13 protein-coding genes are annotated in these 16060 nt (G+C 68.2%); 3 read left to right on the forward strand and 10 right to left on the reverse strand.

Annotation, left to right across the window (positions count from 1 at the left end; all coding sequences use genetic code 11):
* The first annotated feature begins 133 nt into the window (after positions 1 to 133).
* The 3 genes from AC1KAR_RS07135 to AC1KAR_RS07145 all read left to right on the forward strand — a co-directional run bounded on the left by AC1KAR_RS07135 (position 134) and on the right by AC1KAR_RS07145 (position 2895).
* The gene (locus AC1KAR_RS07135; protein ID WP_480315937.1) at positions 134 to 1240 is read left to right on the forward strand and encodes an RCC1 domain-containing protein; all 1107 of its coding nucleotides are present in this window, start codon (positions 134 to 136) and stop codon (positions 1238 to 1240) included.
* A gap of 90 nt (positions 1241 to 1330) precedes the next feature.
* Entirely contained in the window at positions 1331 to 2539 is a 1209-nt protein-coding gene (locus AC1KAR_RS07140) for a M20 aminoacylase family protein (protein ID WP_480315939.1), read from the forward strand.
* 47 nt (positions 2540 to 2586) lie between these two features.
* On the forward strand, positions 2587 to 2895 hold the full coding sequence (locus AC1KAR_RS07145; protein WP_480315941.1) for a DUF1272 domain-containing protein: 309 nt from the start codon (positions 2587 to 2589) through the stop codon (positions 2893 to 2895).
* Between the two features lie 35 nt (positions 2896 to 2930).
* Here AC1KAR_RS07145 and mdoH read toward each other — a convergent pair whose 3' ends face one another.
* The 10 genes from mdoH to glyQ form a co-directional block, all read right to left on the reverse strand.
* Positions 2931 to 5108, reverse strand: coding sequence for a glucans biosynthesis glucosyltransferase MdoH (gene mdoH, locus AC1KAR_RS07150; RefSeq protein WP_480315943.1), 2178 nt, complete (start codon positions 5106 to 5108; stop codon positions 2931 to 2933).
* Positions 5109 to 5113: 5 nt separating this feature from the next.
* Positions 5114 to 6631: a glucan biosynthesis protein G gene (locus tag AC1KAR_RS07155; RefSeq protein ID WP_480317793.1), complete on the reverse strand. Its 1518-nt coding sequence runs from the start codon at positions 6629 to 6631 to the stop codon at positions 5114 to 5116.
* A 381-nt stretch (positions 6632 to 7012) separates the two neighbouring features.
* Complete coding sequence (locus tag AC1KAR_RS07160; protein ID WP_480315945.1) at positions 7013 to 8365, reverse strand: sigma 54-interacting transcriptional regulator; 1353 nt, start codon at positions 8363 to 8365, stop codon at positions 7013 to 7015.
* Positions 8366 to 8384: 19 nt separating this feature from the next.
* Positions 8385 to 9032: a hypothetical protein gene (locus AC1KAR_RS07165; protein ID WP_480315947.1), complete on the reverse strand. Its 648-nt coding sequence runs from the start codon at positions 9030 to 9032 to the stop codon at positions 8385 to 8387.
* On the reverse strand, positions 9022 to 10434 hold the full coding sequence (locus tag AC1KAR_RS07170) for a sensor histidine kinase (RefSeq protein ID WP_480315949.1): 1413 nt from the start codon (positions 10432 to 10434) through the stop codon (positions 9022 to 9024). Before AC1KAR_RS07170 ends, AC1KAR_RS07165 begins: the two co-directional genes overlap by 11 nt.
* 125 nt (positions 10435 to 10559) lie before the next feature.
* On the reverse strand, positions 10560 to 11495 hold the full coding sequence (locus tag AC1KAR_RS07175) for a M48 family metallopeptidase (protein ID WP_480315951.1): 936 nt from the start codon (positions 11493 to 11495) through the stop codon (positions 10560 to 10562).
* An 11-nt stretch (positions 11496 to 11506) separates the two neighbouring features.
* The gene (locus AC1KAR_RS07180) at positions 11507 to 12250 is read right to left on the reverse strand and encodes a lysophospholipid acyltransferase family protein (protein WP_480315953.1); all 744 of its coding nucleotides are present in this window, start codon (positions 12248 to 12250) and stop codon (positions 11507 to 11509) included.
* Positions 12250 to 12858: a D-glycero-beta-D-manno-heptose 1,7-bisphosphate 7-phosphatase gene (gene gmhB / locus AC1KAR_RS07185; RefSeq protein ID WP_480315955.1), complete on the reverse strand. Its 609-nt coding sequence runs from the start codon at positions 12856 to 12858 to the stop codon at positions 12250 to 12252. The genes AC1KAR_RS07180 and gmhB overlap by 1 nt, the downstream gene beginning before the upstream one ends.
* A 73-nt stretch (positions 12859 to 12931) precedes the next feature.
* Positions 12932 to 15076, reverse strand: a complete 2145-nt coding sequence (glyS, locus tag AC1KAR_RS07190; protein WP_480315957.1) for a glycine--tRNA ligase subunit beta — start codon at positions 15074 to 15076, stop codon at positions 12932 to 12934.
* On the reverse strand, positions 15076 to 16002 hold the full coding sequence (glyQ, locus tag AC1KAR_RS07195; protein WP_480315958.1) for a glycine--tRNA ligase subunit alpha: 927 nt from the start codon (positions 16000 to 16002) through the stop codon (positions 15076 to 15078). Before glyQ ends, glyS begins: the two co-directional genes overlap by 1 nt.
* Positions 16003 to 16060: the final 58 nt, after the last annotated feature.

Consider the following 16060-nt stretch of genomic DNA (forward strand, 5'->3'; position numbering starts at 1 on the left):
TGGTCCGCAGATCGCGTCCGCGCACACGCGGCGGCTGGCATTGGTGTTTGCGGCAGTTTCGGCGCTCGCCTCGTGCGGCGGAGACGGGGGTGGAGATCCTCCTGCGCCCCCACCCTCGCCTCCGGCGAGTCCCGTGACCGTGCGAGCCCCACGGCTGGCCACAGACTTCGACTATTCACTCGCCGTGCGGGCCGATGGGCAGGTGCTCATGTGGGGCGCGCGCATGGAGGGTGCCACCGCGCGCACCCCGATTCCCGGCACAACGGTGAGCTTGTTATCGAACCTGAGTGGCGTAGCAGGCGTTGTAGCCGTCGCGGGTGCATTTGGCACCACCGCGATCGCCACCGACGGCAGCGTGCGCGCCTGGGGCAAGGACGGCAACGGCAGCTTCGGTGACGCGCCGCACGATGTGTACAGCGTGATCGACCTGCCCGTGCTGGTACCGCAGTTCGGCACCAGCGTACAGACAGCCCCGCTGAACTGCCAGACTCAGGACCAGGTCTGGCTCTCGCTGCGCAGCGACGGTACGGTCTGGGCCGTGCACGGCATCGCCGAACCCAACCATGGCACAGCGCTTCGCATGATCACTCCGACGCAAGTCAGCGGCCTGCCGCCGATCAGCGCATTGAGCACCGGCAGTTGCCCGGCGGCCATCGCCACCGACGGCCGCCTGTACCAACTAGCGCCAAGCCGGACCACGCGCGACACGCCCACCTTCGCCTTCGTGTTCACCGTGGTCGCAAACGAGGTGATGGGCCTGCCCCCGGTGGCCGATGCTTCATGCAATCACTTTCGCTGCTTTGCCGCCGGGCAGGACGGCTCGGTTTGGGCCTGGGGCGACAACAGCCGCGGCGAGTTCGGCGACAGCACCACCATCTCGCGAACCGCGCCCACCCAGGTACCCGGCCTGACGCAGATCCGCCGGGTGATCAGCAGCTGGGCGGGCGTGACCTATGCGATCGACGCCAGCGGTCAACTGTTCAGTTGGTCCGCACTGGGCGAGCACGCCGCCGTAGGGCGAGCATTCGACGCCACCGACCCCCACTTCGGCATGCCCCACCGCGTGACCACGCTGCCCCATCCGGTGCGCGACGTGGCAACGGCCATGAGCCACACGCTGGTCGAGCTGTCTGACGGCAGCGTGTGGGCCTGGGGCTACGGCGGTTCCGGCGCGCTAGGCAATGGCACAGGCAACTCTTCCGAGGTACCGGTCAGCGTCCCGGGCGTGAACCTCAATTAAGACCCTCGCCAACCCCGTCAGTCAGTAAACTGGCTCATTCTCTGCACCCCCTCGCCACCCGCGAGGCCGTGCGCCTTGAGGAGCCGAGACATGCAGTTGATCGAATCCATCCTGGCTGACGCGGCGGCCGCCACCGCGTTGCGACGCGAAATCCACGCCCACCCCGAGTTGTGCTTCGAAGAGAAGCGCACCTCCGACCTGATCGCCGCCAAGCTCACCGAATGGGGCATCCCCATTCACCGCGGCCTGGGCACGACCGGCGTGGTGGGCATCGTGAAGGGAACGCGCGGCCCGAGCGATCGCGCCGTCGGCCTGCGTGCCGACATCGATGCCCTGCCGATCACCGAGCGCAACAGCTTTCCGCATGCGAGCAAGTACCTCGGCCGCATGCATGCCTGCGGGCACGACGGCCACACCGCCATGCTGCTCGCGGCGGCCAAGCACTTCGCCAACGAGAAGAACCGCGACTTCGCCGGCACGGTCTACCTGATCTTCCAGCCCGCCGAAGAAGGCGGCGGCGGCGCGCGGGAGATGATCAAGGACGGGCTCTTCACGCTGTTCCCGATGGAAGCGGTGTTCGGCGCACACAACTGGCCGGGCATGAAGGCCGGGCAGTTCGCGCTCAAGAACGGGCCCTGCTTCGCGTCCAGCAACGAGTTCGTCATCACCATCCGCGGCAAGGGCTCGCACGCGGCCATGCCCGACCTCGGCACCGACCCCGTGCCGGTGGCCGCGCAACTGATCCTCGGCTTCCAGACGATCGTCTCGCGCAACAAGCGGCCGATCGACCCGGGTGTGATCTCGGTGACCATGGTCGAGGCTGGCGAAGCTACCAACGTGGTGCCCGACAGCGTCACGCTGCAAGGCACGGTGCGCACCTTCACGCTGGAGCTGCTCGATCTCTTCGAGCAGCGCATGAAAGAGATGGCCGAGCACACCTGCGCCGCGTTCGGTGCAACTTGCGAGTTCAAGTTCAATCGCAACTACCCACCGACCATCAACCACCCGGCCGAAACGGCCTTTGCGCGCAAGGTGATGGCCGAGGTGGTCGGTGCAGAGAACGTGCTCGAGTTCGAGCCCACCATGGGCGCCGAAGACTTCAGCTACTACCTGCTCGAAAAGCCCGGCTGCTACTTTCTCATCGGCAACGGTGACGGCGCGCACCGCATTGGCGGCCATGGTCTCGGCCCGTGCATGCTGCACAACCCGAGCTACGACTTCAATGACGAGCTGATCCCGCTCGGCGCCACGCTGTGGGTACGGCTTGCGCACAAGTGGCTGACCGAGCCGCGACCCTGAAAGCCTCGCCCCACGATTGCACGCCACGATCACGCCCGGAGAAACCGATGCTCGAACTGCGACCCATCTGCGAACACTGCGCGAAGGCCCTGCCACCCGCAGCCACCGACGCGATGATCTGCAGCTTCGAATGCACCTTCTGCCTTGCTTGCGCGACCACGATCTTGCGCAACGTGTGCTCCAACTGCGGCGGAGGCTTCACGGCCCGGCCGGTGCGGCCGGCGCAAGACCGCAAGGGCGGCAACTACCTCGGTGCGTACCCGGCATCCACCACGCCGAAACACCGGCCGGTGGATCTGGCGGCGCACGCGCGGCTCGTGGCGCAACTCGAAGGGGTGGCGCCGGAGCGGCGCTGAGCCAGGCCCGACGGCCTGCCCCAGCAGACTCTTTCTCAGGCGCGCAGCGCCTCCGGCTCGCCATCGCGCCAGCTAGCGCGCAGCGGGTTCGCTGCATTCGCTGCGAGTTGGTCGCGCACGCGCACGATGCTCTGCGGCTCGCTCAGCAGGCGCATGCGGTGCTCGGCACTCAATTGCTCGGCGCCCTGGTTGGCCAGCAAACCGCTCAACATCAGCTTGCGGGCCTTGCCGCGCGTGCCCCAGTTGGTGTTGCGCGGGCCCATGGCACCACGCACCACCTCGAACAGCCACGGGTCGGTGAGGGCATCGCGCCAACGCATCGTCGGGCCGGCCTGGCGCGCGTGCGCCCAGGCCCGGCGCAGCACGCGCGGTGCGTTGTGCTCTTCGGGCGTCAGCAGCAGGCGGCTCGCGAGCAGGCGCTGGCCCAGGGCAGAGCGGCTGGTGAGCACGATGAGCGGCACGGCCAGCAGCAGCGGCAGGCCCATGGGCATCAGCCACAGCGTGGCCTGCGGCTGCGCCCAGGCGAGCACGGCCGCCAGCGCGAGGACCGCCATGCTGATGGGGCCGAAGCGGCGCAGCGCATCGTCCCAGCCGATGTCGTTGGCTTCGCGCGGGGGTGACTTCCAGTCGAGCTTGAGACCGGTGAGCGCCACCACCACGAACAGCGTGTGCGCCATCATCCGGACCGGAGCCTGCAGCACCGACAGACCGCCTTCGATCGCCGCACCACGCACCAGCGCACCGGTGCCGCCGTAGCGACTTTGCTGCTTGTGCATCACGATCGAGATCACGCCCATCACGCGCGGCAGCGCGAGCATCACCGCGGTGGTGAACCACAGGCCCGCCACTTCGATCGGAACCGACTCGCTGGCATTGAAGAGCGTGCGCTCGCCGAACATCCACAGGCCTGCGCCGAGCAGCACGAAAGCCAGCCACAGCGGCGCCGACAGATAGGCCAGCGCGCCAGTGAGCAGCATGGCGCGGTGCACGCCGTGCAGGCCGGGCTCGGCGATCAGGCGCGCGTTCTGCAGGTTGCCCTGGCACCAGCGGCGGTCGCGCTGCAGTTCTTCGAGCAGGTTGGGCGGCTGCTGTTCGTAGCTGCCATGCAGGTCGTGCACCAGCCAGACGTGGTAGCCGGCGCGGCGCATCAGCGCCGCTTCGACGAAGTCGTGCGACAGGATCTCACCGGCCAGGCCGCCGTGCCCCGGCAAAGGGGCCAGGCCGCAGTGCTTCATGAAGGGCTCGACGCGGATGATCGCGTTGTGGCCCCAGTAGTGCGATTCACCGAGCTGCCAGTACTGCATGCCGGCGGTGAACAGCCGCCCGGCCACGCGGCCGGCAAATTGTTGCGAGCGGGCGTGCACGGTGTCGAGGCCGCAGGCCTGCGGTGCCGTCTGCATGATGCCGGCGCTGGGGTTCGCCTCCATCAGGCGCACCAGCTTCACCAGGCAATCGCCGCTCATCACGCTGTCCGCGTCGAGCACGACCATGTAGCGGTACTTGCGCCCGAAGCGGCGGCAGAAGTCGGCCACGTTGCCGGCCTTGCGCTTGGTGCGGCGCTGGCGCCAGCGGTAGTAGATGCGCGTGTCGCCGCCACACTCCGCCCGCAGCGCGCCCCAGGCAGCCAACTCGGCGGCGCGAATCTCGGGGTCGTTGGTGTCCGACAGCACGTAGACGTCGAACAGGCTCGATGCGCCGGTGGCCGAGAGCGATTCCCAGGTGGCCCGCAGACCCGCGAACACCGTGCTCACCTGCTCGTTGCAGATGGGCATGATGATCGCGGTGCGCGCGTCGCGGTGGATCGGATCGTGGCCGACCGAACTTGCCGACATCGCATGGCGGTCCCCGCGCCACAGCACCCAGAAGCCCATCATGGCGGTGAAGAAGCCGGCCGACACCCAGGCGAAGAGCAGCCCGTAGAGACCGATCTGTAAGCTACGCAGCCAAGTCGCCTCTTGCGCGGGCAGCACGTTGTCGAGCAAAGCCGTGGCGAGCGCGGCCGACATCGCCACCAAGGCGAGCAGCACGCGGCGGCGGCGCGTGGCGGCACGCTCCCAGTCGGCTTGCGGCCCGGCGGGGAGCGCAGGGCCGACGCTGTCGCGACGGCGACCGAGGATCAGGTCGACAACGCTGCGCGTGAATCCACGCCAGGGTTGCGCAACCATGCTGCCGCGAAGGATGGGGGGCGTGCTGGCGCCAGCTGGGTGTTGCATGGGGCTCACTCCGGTTGAATGACGGTGGTCCAGGTTTCGGTCAGAGCGCTCTCGCCGCTCTGCAAGAAGGCGCGCAACTCGGCGGGCTGCGCCGGTTGCGAACGGGTCGCGCGCACGGTCATGCGCCACGTTCCCGTGGTGGGGTTGCGATAGGCATTGCTTTCGACGATGCGGGCGTTGGCGCCAGCGCTCACGACGGCCTTCACCGTCGCGTCACTCTTGAGCGCGCGCAGCGCCGGGCCGTCGAAGTCGACGACGTACTGCACTTCGTTCGGGTCGCGCTTGGCGGTGCGTGCCACGAAGCCATGACCGAAGCGGCTCTGCACCGCCCAGCCCGCGGGCGGGCGCTGCTGCTGCTCGCCCTGCAGGTGCAGGCGGTACGCAAAGTCGAACGGCTGGCCGGGCGCAGGGAGCTTCTCGGGCACCCAGTAGGCGACCACGTTGTCGTCGGTCTCGTCGGGCGTGTGCAGGAGCATCAGCTCGACACGCCCCGGCCCCCAGTTGCCCACCGGTTCGACCCAGGCGCTCGGGCGCTTCTCGTACACCGCCTCGGTGTCTTCGTAGTTGGCCGCCGTGCGGTCGCGCTGCATCAGGCCGAAGCCCTTGGGCTCCTGCGAGGCGAACGAAGTCACGAGCGTGCGCTTGGGGTTGATCAGCGGGCGCCACAGCCACTCGACACCGCCCTTGCCGTCGCCGCTGGCGAGCATCAGGCCGTCGGAGTCGTGCACCTCGGGGCGGAAGTCGTTCACCGGTGGCGAGTTCTCGCCGTGGTGGAACATGCTCGTGAGCGGCGCCACGCCAAGCGTGGCCACACCGGCGCGCAGATAGACCCGCGCCTTCACGTCGGCCACCGTGTTTGCGCTGGTGTCATTGCCCGGGCGCAGCGTGAAGCGGTAGGCCCCCGTGGCGCGCGGCGAATCGAGCAGAGCGTGGATCACAAGCTCGGTGGCGCCCGCCGCGGGGCGCTCGATCCAGAACTCGGTGAAGCGCGGAAACTCTTCGCCCTGCCCGCCGACGGTGTCGATGGCCAGGCCACGCGCCGACAGCCCGTAGTGCTGGCCCTTGCCCAGCGCGCGGAAGTAGCTCGCGCCGAGAAAGACCACCAGCTCGTCCTTGTAGGCGTTGTTGTTCAGCGCGTAATGCACGCGAAAGCCCGCAAAGCCGAGGTCGCCCCACTTCTCGGGCGCGAGCTTGTTCTTGCCGTAGTCGAAATCCTTGCGGTCGAAGGCCACGTGCCGCACGCCCTGCGGGGTGATCTCGTGGATCTGCACCGGCAGCGTCTGGAACTTGCCGAGGTGGAAGAACATCAGCTCGAACGGCAGGGCCTCCTGGCGCCACAGCGCACGTTCGGGCTTGAAGCGGATGTCGCGGTAGCCGTCGTAGTCGAGCGCCTTCAGGTCGGCCGGCAGCGTGTCCTTGGGAGCCGCATAGGGCTTGGCGGCGATGGCCTGGGCGCGTTGGGCCACATCGTCGAAGCCGAAGGCGAACGCGCGGCCCGGCAGGGCTGCGCACAGAAGAAACAGGGGGAACAGGGCGAAGACAAGCCGTGTCGCTGATTCACGAAGGGCTTCGTGGATGGAGACACGCAATGAGGCGGTATTCGGCTGTTTGATGGGCAAAACGCTGGGCCTGTGTGAATTCGCGGCAGCCCGACATGGGCCACCTGACAGGTTCAGCGCAACGCCCGTGCCAAGAGCAAAAAAGCCCACGAATCAAGGACTTGCGCGAGTCGCGGCGAGCAACTCGCCGATCGGCCCGCGAAACGGGCCGAAACCCCCCGTTTCTGTCGCCGAGCAGCGACAGGCGGTCCAGTAAGAGTGACAAACCCCAGGAGATACGCGGCCTGGCGGCCTGTCTCTGCGCAGCGACAGGCTTGCTGCGCTGCGTCAACGACTGCGACCCGACTATTCAGACGGCGGATCGGCGCGGAACTGCCCCGGCGTCAGGCCGTGCCGCTGCAGCAGGCGGTAGAACTCGGTGCGGTTGCGGTCGGCCAGCCGGGCGGCGTCGGCCACGTTGCCGTCGGTGAGCTTGAGCAAGCCCACCAGGTAGTCGCGCTCGAAGCGCTCGCGCGCCTGAGCGTAGGTCTGCACCTCGACGGTCGGCACACGCAACGCGCGCTGCACGAGCGCGAGCGGAATCAGCGGCGTGGTGGTCAGCGCGCACACCTGCTCGACCACGTTGTGCAACTGGCGCACATTGCCGGGCCAGCTTGCGGTGGTCAGCGCCTTCATCGCGTCAGGCGCGAAGCCCGTGAGCCGCTTGCCGTACTTTTCGCTCAGCTGCGAAACGAAGTGATTGACGAGCAACGGGATGTCTTCGCGGCGCTCGGTGAGCGTCGGCAGATGCAGCGACACGACATTGAGCCGGTAGTACAGGTCTTCGCGGAATTCGCCCTGCGCCATGGCGGCGTCGAGGTCGCGGTGCGTGGCCGAGAGGATGCGCACATCCACCGGCACCGCCTGGCTCGCGCCCACCGGCCGGACGGTGCGCTCCTGGAGCACGCGCAGCAGCTTGACCTGAAGCGCGGGCGGCATGTCACCGATCTCGTCGAGAAAGAGCGTGCCGCCGTTGGCTGCGACGAAAAGCCCCCGGTGGTTGGCCACGGCGCCGGTGAAGGAGCCCTTCACGTGGCCGAAGAGCTCGGATTCGAGCAAGGCCTCGGGGATCGCGCTGCAGTTCACGGCCACGAAAGGCTTGCCGGCCCGCGGGCTCGCGCGGTGGATGGCCTGAGCCAGCAACTCCTTGCCGCTGCCGCTTTCGCCGCGGATCAGCACGCTGGCGTCCGAGGCAGCCACCATCTTGGCCTCGGTCAGCAGCTCGGACATGCCGTTGGAGCGGCTGACGATGCCCTGGCGCCAGGCCTCGTCGCCGTCGCTCGCCTCGCTTGCGGGCGACGCGAGCGCCAGCGCTTCGTTGACCTTGTCGAGCAGCGCCTTGCCGTCGTACGGCTTGGTGAGGTAGCTGAAGACGCCGCGCGCAGTGGCGTCGACCGCATCAGGGATGGTGCCGTGCGCCGTGAGCAGGATCACCGGCAGGCTCGGGTGGCGCTTGCGGATCTCGTCGTACAGCGCAAGCCCGTCGCGCCCGGGCAGTTGCACGTCGCTCACCACGAGCTGCGGGCGCGCCACGGCGAGTTGCGTGAGCGCCGCCTCGGCCGACTCGACCGACGTGACGTGGTGCCCGGCGGCGCTCAGCCGCATGGACAGCAGCTTGAGCAGGTCGGGGTCGTCGTCGACCAGCAGCACGTTGGCCATGGCGCTTGCCTGCCGTTGCTCAGGGCGCCCGCGGCGCAGAGGCCGCTGACGATGCGGCCGGTGTGCCCACCGGCCCGCTCGACGGTGGTCGCGCCGTCATGCTGCGCTCGATGGCCTTGAGCGCCTCGAGTTTTTCGCTGAGCTGCTGCAGGTTGCGCTGCTGTTCGCGGCGCTGCGCGGCCTCGCGCGACAGCAGGTCTTCGAGGCGGCGCTGCTCACTCACGCGACCGAGCAACAGGCGCACCAAGGGCTGCATGGGAGCGAGTTCGGGCGTGTTGGTGCGCGCCAGCTGCTCCAGCATGCCGAGCGAGCGCACCACATCGTTGCCGTTGTGCTGCATCGACAAGGCCAGGGCCAGATCGAGCACGCTCTCGGCCGGCGCGGCCGAGGCGTTGCTGGTGACGATGGCGTTCAGCCGTGTGATCTCGGCACCCAGGTCGTTGGGCGACATCTGCCGCAGTTGATCGTGATAGGCCAGAAAGCGGCGTGCAGCCAGATCGGCCGGCTCGGGTTGCGCAGGCGCGGGCAGCACGACCACCGCCGGCGCGGGTGCCGGTGCGGGCGGTGTCGGCGCCGGGGCGGCCTCGGGCTGCAGCGGAATGCATCCGGCCAGTGCGAGCCCCGCGGACAGCGCCACGCCGAGACGGAGAAGTGAGCTAACGGGCATGCGGCAACTCGATGTGAAAGTGAGCGCCAGGGCCGTCGTCCAGGAGTTCGATCTGCCCGCCATGGGCCGTGATGTACTCATGCACGATCGACAGGCCGATGCCACTGCCGCGCACGGCGTCGCTCGGTTGCCGCTCACCGCGGTAGAAAGGTTCGAACACACGGGCCCGGTCCGATGCGGCGACACCGGGGCCCTGGTCCACGATGTCGATGCAGGCTCGGCCCGGCACGCGCGTCACTGAAAAACGGATGGTAGCGCCCACCGGGCTGAACCGGATCGCGTTGGAGAGCAGGTTGCCGAGCGCAGTTCCCAACTTGTCGGGGTCGACCTCGGCGGTGAGCGCATCGCCCTCGACCCGCACCGCCAGCTGGCGGGCCTGCCATTGCAGCCGCTGCTGCGCGACCAGTTCCTTGATCAGCGACACCAGCTCGGTCTTGCGGCGCACCAGCCGGCGTGCCTCGAAGGCCGCGGCGTTGAAGCGCAGCAGGTCTTCGATCTGGCCCTGCAGCACGGCGGTGTTCTGGCGCAGGATGCGCGCCACCTCGCGCTGGTCGTCGCTGAGCGTGCCGGTCACGCCTTCTTCGAGCAGCGAGACGCCCTCGCGCAAGGCGGCCAGCGGCGTCTTCAGCTCGTGCGACACATGGCGCAGAAAGCGCGACTTGTCGGAATCGAGCTCGGCCAGGCGCAGGCGCAGCCACTCCAGGCGGCGCCCGAGCAGGCGCACGTCGGCCGGGCCCCGGATCTCGATCGGCGTGTCGAGCCGGTTCTCGCCCAGCGCGACCACCGCGCGCTCCAGGCGCTTGAGCGGGCGCGCGAGCCACACGCCGAAGCCGAGCGCCATCACGATCGCCACCACGATGGCACCCAGGATCTGGCGCCCCAGCTCGGCGCGCCCGGCCTCCAGCTCGTCCATCAGCACCTGGTTGCGCGCTTCGGTCGCCACGCGCACTTGTTCGGCGATCGCGCTGTTGATGCCCTCCAGCTCGCGAAAGGCCGCCGTGACCGCCGCCTCGCGCGTACGCACCTCGACCTGCGGGCCGCGCAGTTGCTCCTCGATGAAGGTCTCGGTGCTGCGCCAATCGGCCGCGAGCTTGGACGGCACGCGGCGGTCGGCCAGGCGGGCGAGCGCATCGACCGCGTCGCGCGTCGCTTCTTCGAACCGCTGGCGCAGCACCGGGTCGTCGAGCACCAGAAACTGGCGCGCCGCACGCTCCATTGCCACCGTTCGCTCGGCGAGCACCTGCGCGTCGGCGGTGTGTGCCACCGCCTGCCGCGCGCCCTCGCTGCTCTGGCGCAGCAGCGCTTCGAGCGAGTACAGCCCGCGCAGCGACGCCGCGCTGAGCAACACGGCAATCAGCAGGAAGGCGACCAGCAGGAGCTGACGGAAGGAGTAGCGATGCATGGCGCGGGGATTGTGCCCGCGGGACAGCAAAAGCGAAGCGAGGTGCCCTTCAAGCCTCGCCCGCGGAACCGCCTTTGCCGGCCGCTGGGCAGCCCCTTGGGGGCAGGAAGGCAGCGACTGGGGGCCTAATCAAACACCGGCAGGACGTCGTCTTTCAGGGTGCTGCGGACTTGTTCGTAGTCGGGCATGACCGAGCGCACCACGTCCCAGAAGCGCTGGCTGTGGTTCATCTCGCGCAAGTGCGCCAGTTCGTGCGCCACCACGTAGTCGATCTGCGGCATCGCGAAATGGATGAGGCGCCAGTTGAAGCGGATCGCGCCATCGGCGCCGGCGCTGCCCCAGCGCGTCTGGGCGGACGACAGGCTCAGCTTGGTGTAGCGCACGCCGAGTTGAGGCGCGAAGTGGCGGCAGCGCTCTTCGAAGATGCGGCGCGCCTGGCGCTGCAGCCAGCTCTGCACCACGTCTCGAATCTGCTCGGGCGTGGCTGTCTGGGGCAGGCCGATGTGCAGCGTGAGGCGCGGCACACCGGGCAGGGCCTGCGCGTCGGTATTGAGCACAGCGCCGCCCTTGGTGAGGCCGGCGCGCGCATCGATCACGATGATGACGGTCTCGCCCAGGAACGGGATGCCGGTGCCATCGCGCCAGTCGACCTTGGCGGCCTGCAGGCGTTGCGACCGCTCTTGCTGCTCGGCCAGCTTGCGCAGGATCCAGCCGCTCTTCTCGCGCAGGGCCGACTCGATCTCGCCAATGCCCACCCACTTGGGCGCGGCCACGCTGAGCCCGTCGAGGCCGACGACGAAGCCGATGCTCTTGCGGCGCGCGCGACGCAGCGCGTAGGCCACCACATGGTCATCGAGGCGGATCTCGCGCCGCGCCTGCGGGTGGCGAAACACGGCAGGCGCCAGCACATCGGCGATCGGGACGGCCGGCGCCGACGGCGGCGCCACATGCACCGGCGCGGGGGCCAGCACCGCCTGTGGCTCGGCCTGCGGCGGCGGCACGACCGGCTCATCGAACAACGAGAGCTGCGGGGTGGGGGCTGATAGCAGGCCGCGGTTCATGAGCCGCGATTCTATGTTTTGGCGTAGGCCTCGGGGTCGAGGCGGCGCATCTCGGCCTCGATCCAGGCCTCGACCTCGCGCATCAACTCGTCGGCCTCGCGGCCTTCGGAAGGGATCGGCTTGCCGATCGACACATCGACCACGCCCGGGCGCAGCAGGAAGGACTTGCGCGGCCAGCAACGCGCCGAGGTGACGGCAATCGGCACCACCGGGCGCCCGGTCGCACACGCCAGGCGCGTGCCACCGCCCTTGTAGGTGCCCTTCTGGCCCCGCGGCGAGCGCGTGCCCTCGGGAAACATGATGACCCAGTGGCCGTCGTTCATCAGCCGGCGACCCTGTTCGGCCACCTTGTTCCAGGCCTCGGCGCGGCGGCTGCGGTCGATGTGGATCATGTCCATGCGGGCCATGGCCCAGCCGAAGAACGGGATGTAGAGCAGCTCGCGCTTGAAGACGTAGGCCAGCGGGTGCGGCATCAGCGTCGGGAAGAAGAAGGTCTCCCAGGTCGACTGGTGCTTGGACAAGAGGATCGCGCCGCTGTCGGGCAGGTTCTCCATGCCCTGCACGCGCGGCTTGATGCCACACAGCAGGCGGCACATCCACATCGACTGCATGAGCCAGCCGGCGCAGGCCCAGTACATCTTGTCGCCGCGCACGAAGGCCGAGTAGATGATCACGACGATCGCCCACGGGATGACCGTCACTGCCATCCAGAGCACGAACAGCAGGGAACGCAAAGCGTAGAAGGCGGTCTGCATCAGTCGAGCCTCGCGAAGCCGGAATCACTCTTGCCCGAGGAGCCGCGCGCCTCACGCTCGCGCTGGATCATGCTTTCGGCAAAGGCAGCCAGGTCGGCATGCACCTGCACCTGCGGAATCTGCTGCTTGAGTTGCTGGATCTGCGCATCGGTCATCGCAGCCCCCTTTCCGGTGAGAACGAGGTGAGGCGGGCAACCCGCCGCGACGGCGGCCTCCAGGTCGCGCACCGAATCGCCCACCACCGGCACGTTGGCGAGCGGCACGGCGTAGCGCTCGCCGATCTGCTCGTACAGGCCAGGCAACGGCTTGCGGCAGCTGCAATGGTCTTCGGGCGCGTGGGGGCAGAAGAACACCGCACCCACTCGGCCGCCCACGCGCGCCAGCGCCGCGTTCATCTTGGCGTGCATGGCGGTCAGCGCCGCCATGTCGAACAGGCCGCGGCCGATGCCGGACTGGTTGGTCGCGACCACCGTGTGCCACCCCGCCTGGTTGAGGCGCGCGATGGCCTCCAGCGCACCGGGCAGCGGCACCCATTCGTCGGCCGACTTGACGAAGTCATCGCGGTCTTCGTTGATCGTGCCGTCGCGGTCGAGAATGATGAGGTTCACGATAGAAGCCCTCGGCCATCGCCCGGCCGCCCCACGGGAGAGCCGACACGAAGTGAAGTGGTGCCGGCGCGCATCACGCCGCCAGCTTGGAGAGGTCAGCGACGCGGTTCATCGCCGCATGGAGCGTGGCCAGCAGGCCGAGTCGATTGGCCCGGAGCGCGGGGTCTTCGGCGTTGACCATCACCTTGTCGAAGAAGGCATCCACCGGCTCCTTCAGCGCAGCCAGCGCCTGCAACGACGCGGCATAGTCGCCGCGCTCGAAGGCAGCATCGGCCTGCGGGGCGATACCGGCGAGCGCACCTTGCAAGGCCGCCTCGGCGGGCTCCTTGAGCAGGGCTGCATCCACCTTGGCCTCGACCGCGGTCTCGCTCTTCTTCAGGATGTTGCCCACCCGCTTGTTGGCCGCCGCGAGCGACGGCGCTTCGGGCATGGCGGCAAAGGCACGCACGGCGGCCAGTCGCTTGGGCACGTCGCCCAGGATCGGTCGCAGCTCCAGCACGGCTTCGACCTCCTGCGCGCTGTAGCCCTGCTCGCGCAGCATGCCGGCCAGGCGGTCGTAGAGGAACGACAGCAAGGGCTGGCTCGGGTCGGTGATCAACTCACCGAAGGCGGGCACGGCAGCGCGGATCATCTCGGCCGGGTCGAGCGCCATGTTCTTTTCGACCAGGATGCGCACCACGCCAAGCGCATGCCGGCGCAGCGCGAACGGGTCCTTGTCGCCGGTCGGCAGCTGGCCGATGCCGAACAGGCCCACCAGCGTCTCCAGCTTGTCGGCCAACGCCAGGATCAAGCCCGTGTGGTTGGACGGCAGCGCGTCACCCGCGAAGCGCGGCTTGTAGTGGTCCTCGATGGCGATGGCGACACCGTCGCGCAGTCCCTCGTGGCGCGCGTAGTAGCGGCCCATGGTGCCCTGCAGCTCGGGGAACTCACCGACCATGTCGGTCAGCAGGTCGGTCTTGGCCAGGCGCGCAGCCTCTTGCACCTTGCTCTCGAGCACGTCGAAGTGATCCTTGGCATCGACCGAGAACGGCACGGTGGCCATGCGCAACTGGTTGACGATGGCATGCCCGATGGCCGCCACACGCTTGGCCCGCGCCCCCTGGGTGCCGAGCTTGCCGTGGTAGACCACCTTGTCGAGCCCCTCGACCCGCGACGCGAGCGTCTTCTTGCGGTCCTGGTCGAAGAAGAACTTGGCGTCGGCCAGGCGCGGGCGCACCACGCGCTCGTTGCCGCCGACCACGCGGCTCGGGTCCTCGGGTCGGATGTTGCTGACGACCAGGAACTTGTTGGTCAACTTCGCCGAAGCGTCGAGCAGCGGGAAGTACTTCTGGTTGGCCTTCATCGTGAGGATGAGGCACTCCTGCGGCACGTCGAGAAACTCGGCTTCGAACTCGCACAACAGCACGTTGGGCCGCTCGACGAGGCCGGTGACTTCATCGAGCAGCGCGGCGTCGTCGATCGGCGTGAGGCCGAGCTTGGCGGCTTCGTGCTGCAGCTGACGCTGGATCTCGGCGTGGCGATGCGCAAAGCCCGCGATCACGGCGCCCTGCTCTTCGAGCTGCCTCGCGTAGTGGTCGGCATCCTGCAGCACGACCGGGTCGACGCGCGCTTCGAAGCGGTGACCATGCGTCTCGCGGCCCGCGGTCAAGCCCAGCACGGACACCGGCACCACGTCGGCGCCATGCAGTGCGACCAGCCCATGCGCCGGGCGAACGAAGTTCACGCTGCTCCAGCCATCAGCCAACTGGTACTGCATGACCTTGCGAATCGGCAACTGCGCCAACGCCTTGTCGAGCGCAATCTGCAGGCCTTCGGCCAGCGTCGCACCCTTGACCGTGCTGTCGTAGAACAGCGCCTCGGCCTTGCCATCGGGCTTGCGCTGCAGCTGCGGCACGGCGGACGCATCGGCACCCACGCTCGCCAGCTTCTTGAGCAAGGCCGGCGTGGGCTGGCCGTCGGCACCGAGGCCCACACTCACCGGCACCAGCTTGAGCGAAACCGCCTTGTCGTCCGCCTGCGTACGCACGCCGCTCACATGCACCGCGAGGCGGCGCGGCGTGGCATAGGGCGTCGCCACAGAGTTCTCGCCGATCAGGCCCTGCGCCTTGAGCGACTCGGCCAGCACCGAAGCGAACGCGGCCTCGAATTTCTTCAGGTCCTTCGGGGGCAGTTCCTCGACGAACAGCTCGACCAGCAGGTTCTTGCTTGTGGTTGTCATCACGCCGCCTTCTTGCTGTTCTTCTCGATCTGGGCCACCACCTCGTCGGCCCAGGCCTTGGGCGCCATCGGGAACCCGAGGCGCGCACGGCTTTCGAGATAGCTCTGCGCCACGCTGCGCGAGATGTTGCGGATGCGGCCGATGTAGGCAGCACGTTCGGTCACGCTGATGGCTCCGCGCGCATCGAGCAGGTTGAAGGTGTGCCCGGCCTTGAGTACCTGCTCGTACGCGGGCAACGCGAGCTGTTGCTCCATCAGGTACTTGGCCTGCTTCTCGTGCGCGGCGAAGGCGTTCAGCAGGAACTCCACGTCGCTGTGCTCGAAGTTGTACGTGCTCTGCTCGACCTCGTTTTGCAGATAGACGTCGCCATAGCTCAACGTGTCGGTCCATTTCAGGTTGTAGACGTTGTCCACACCCTGCAGGTACATGGCCAAACGCTCCAGACCGTAGGTGATCTCGCCCGTGATGGGCTTGCACTCGATGCCACCCACCTGCTGGAAGTAGGTGAACTGCGTAACTTCCATGCCGTTGAGCCACACCTCCCAGCCCAGGCCCCAGCATCCGAGCGTGGGGTTCTCCCAGTCGTCTTCGACGAAACGCACGTCGTTCGATTGGAGGTCGAAGCCCAGCGCTTCGAGCGACCCCAGGTACAGGTCAAGGATGTTGTCAGGTGCCGGCTTGAGCACCACCTGGTACTGGTAGTAGTGCTGCAGGCGGTTCGGGTTCTGGCCATAGCGGCCGTCTTTAGGGCGGCGGCTCGGCTGCACGTAAGCGGCCTTCCAGGGCTCGGGGCCCAGCGCGCGCAAGAAGGTGGCGGTGTGGCTTGTGCCGGCCCCCACCTCCATGTCGTAGGGCTGCAGCAAGGCGCAGCCCTGGCGGTCCCAATAGTCCTGGAGTCGCAGGATGATTTGCTGGAAGGTCAGCATGATGTGGCAAGCAGCGGAAACGCGCGATTTTAGGGGCCGCCCTGCCAAACAGGCAGGT

The organism is Piscinibacter sp. PDB1-1 (assembly GCF_056675995.1).

What these genes read in the sequence shown, in the direction of transcription:
- AC1KAR_RS07140 (WP_480315939.1), top strand. Translation starts at nt 1,331, where the DNA reads ATGCAGTTGATCGAATCCATCCTGGCTGACGCGGCGGCCGCCACCGCG.
- AC1KAR_RS07180 (WP_480315953.1), bottom strand. Translation starts at nt 12,250, where the DNA reads ATGCAGACCGCCTTCTACGCTTTGCGTTCCCTGCTGTTCGTGCTCTGG.
- AC1KAR_RS07145 (WP_480315941.1), top strand. Translation starts at nt 2,587, where the DNA reads ATGCTCGAACTGCGACCCATCTGCGAACACTGCGCGAAGGCCCTGCCA.
- AC1KAR_RS07160 (WP_480315945.1), bottom strand. Translation starts at nt 8,365, where the DNA reads ATGGCCAACGTGCTGCTGGTCGACGACGACCCCGACCTGCTCAAGCTG.
- glyS (WP_480315957.1), bottom strand. Translation starts at nt 15,076, where the DNA reads ATGACAACCACAAGCAAGAACCTGCTGGTCGAGCTGTTCGTCGAGGAA.
- AC1KAR_RS07175 (WP_480315951.1), bottom strand. Translation starts at nt 11,495, where the DNA reads ATGAACCGCGGCCTGCTATCAGCCCCCACCCCGCAGCTCTCGTTGTTC.
- mdoH (WP_480315943.1), bottom strand. Translation starts at nt 5,108, where the DNA reads ATGCAACACCCAGCTGGCGCCAGCACGCCCCCCATCCTTCGCGGCAGC.
- AC1KAR_RS07170 (WP_480315949.1), bottom strand. Translation starts at nt 10,434, where the DNA reads ATGCATCGCTACTCCTTCCGTCAGCTCCTGCTGGTCGCCTTCCTGCTG.
- AC1KAR_RS07165 (WP_480315947.1), bottom strand. Translation starts at nt 9,032, where the DNA reads ATGCCCGTTAGCTCACTTCTCCGTCTCGGCGTGGCGCTGTCCGCGGGG.
- glyQ (WP_480315958.1), bottom strand. Translation starts at nt 16,002, where the DNA reads ATGCTGACCTTCCAGCAAATCATCCTGCGACTCCAGGACTATTGGGAC.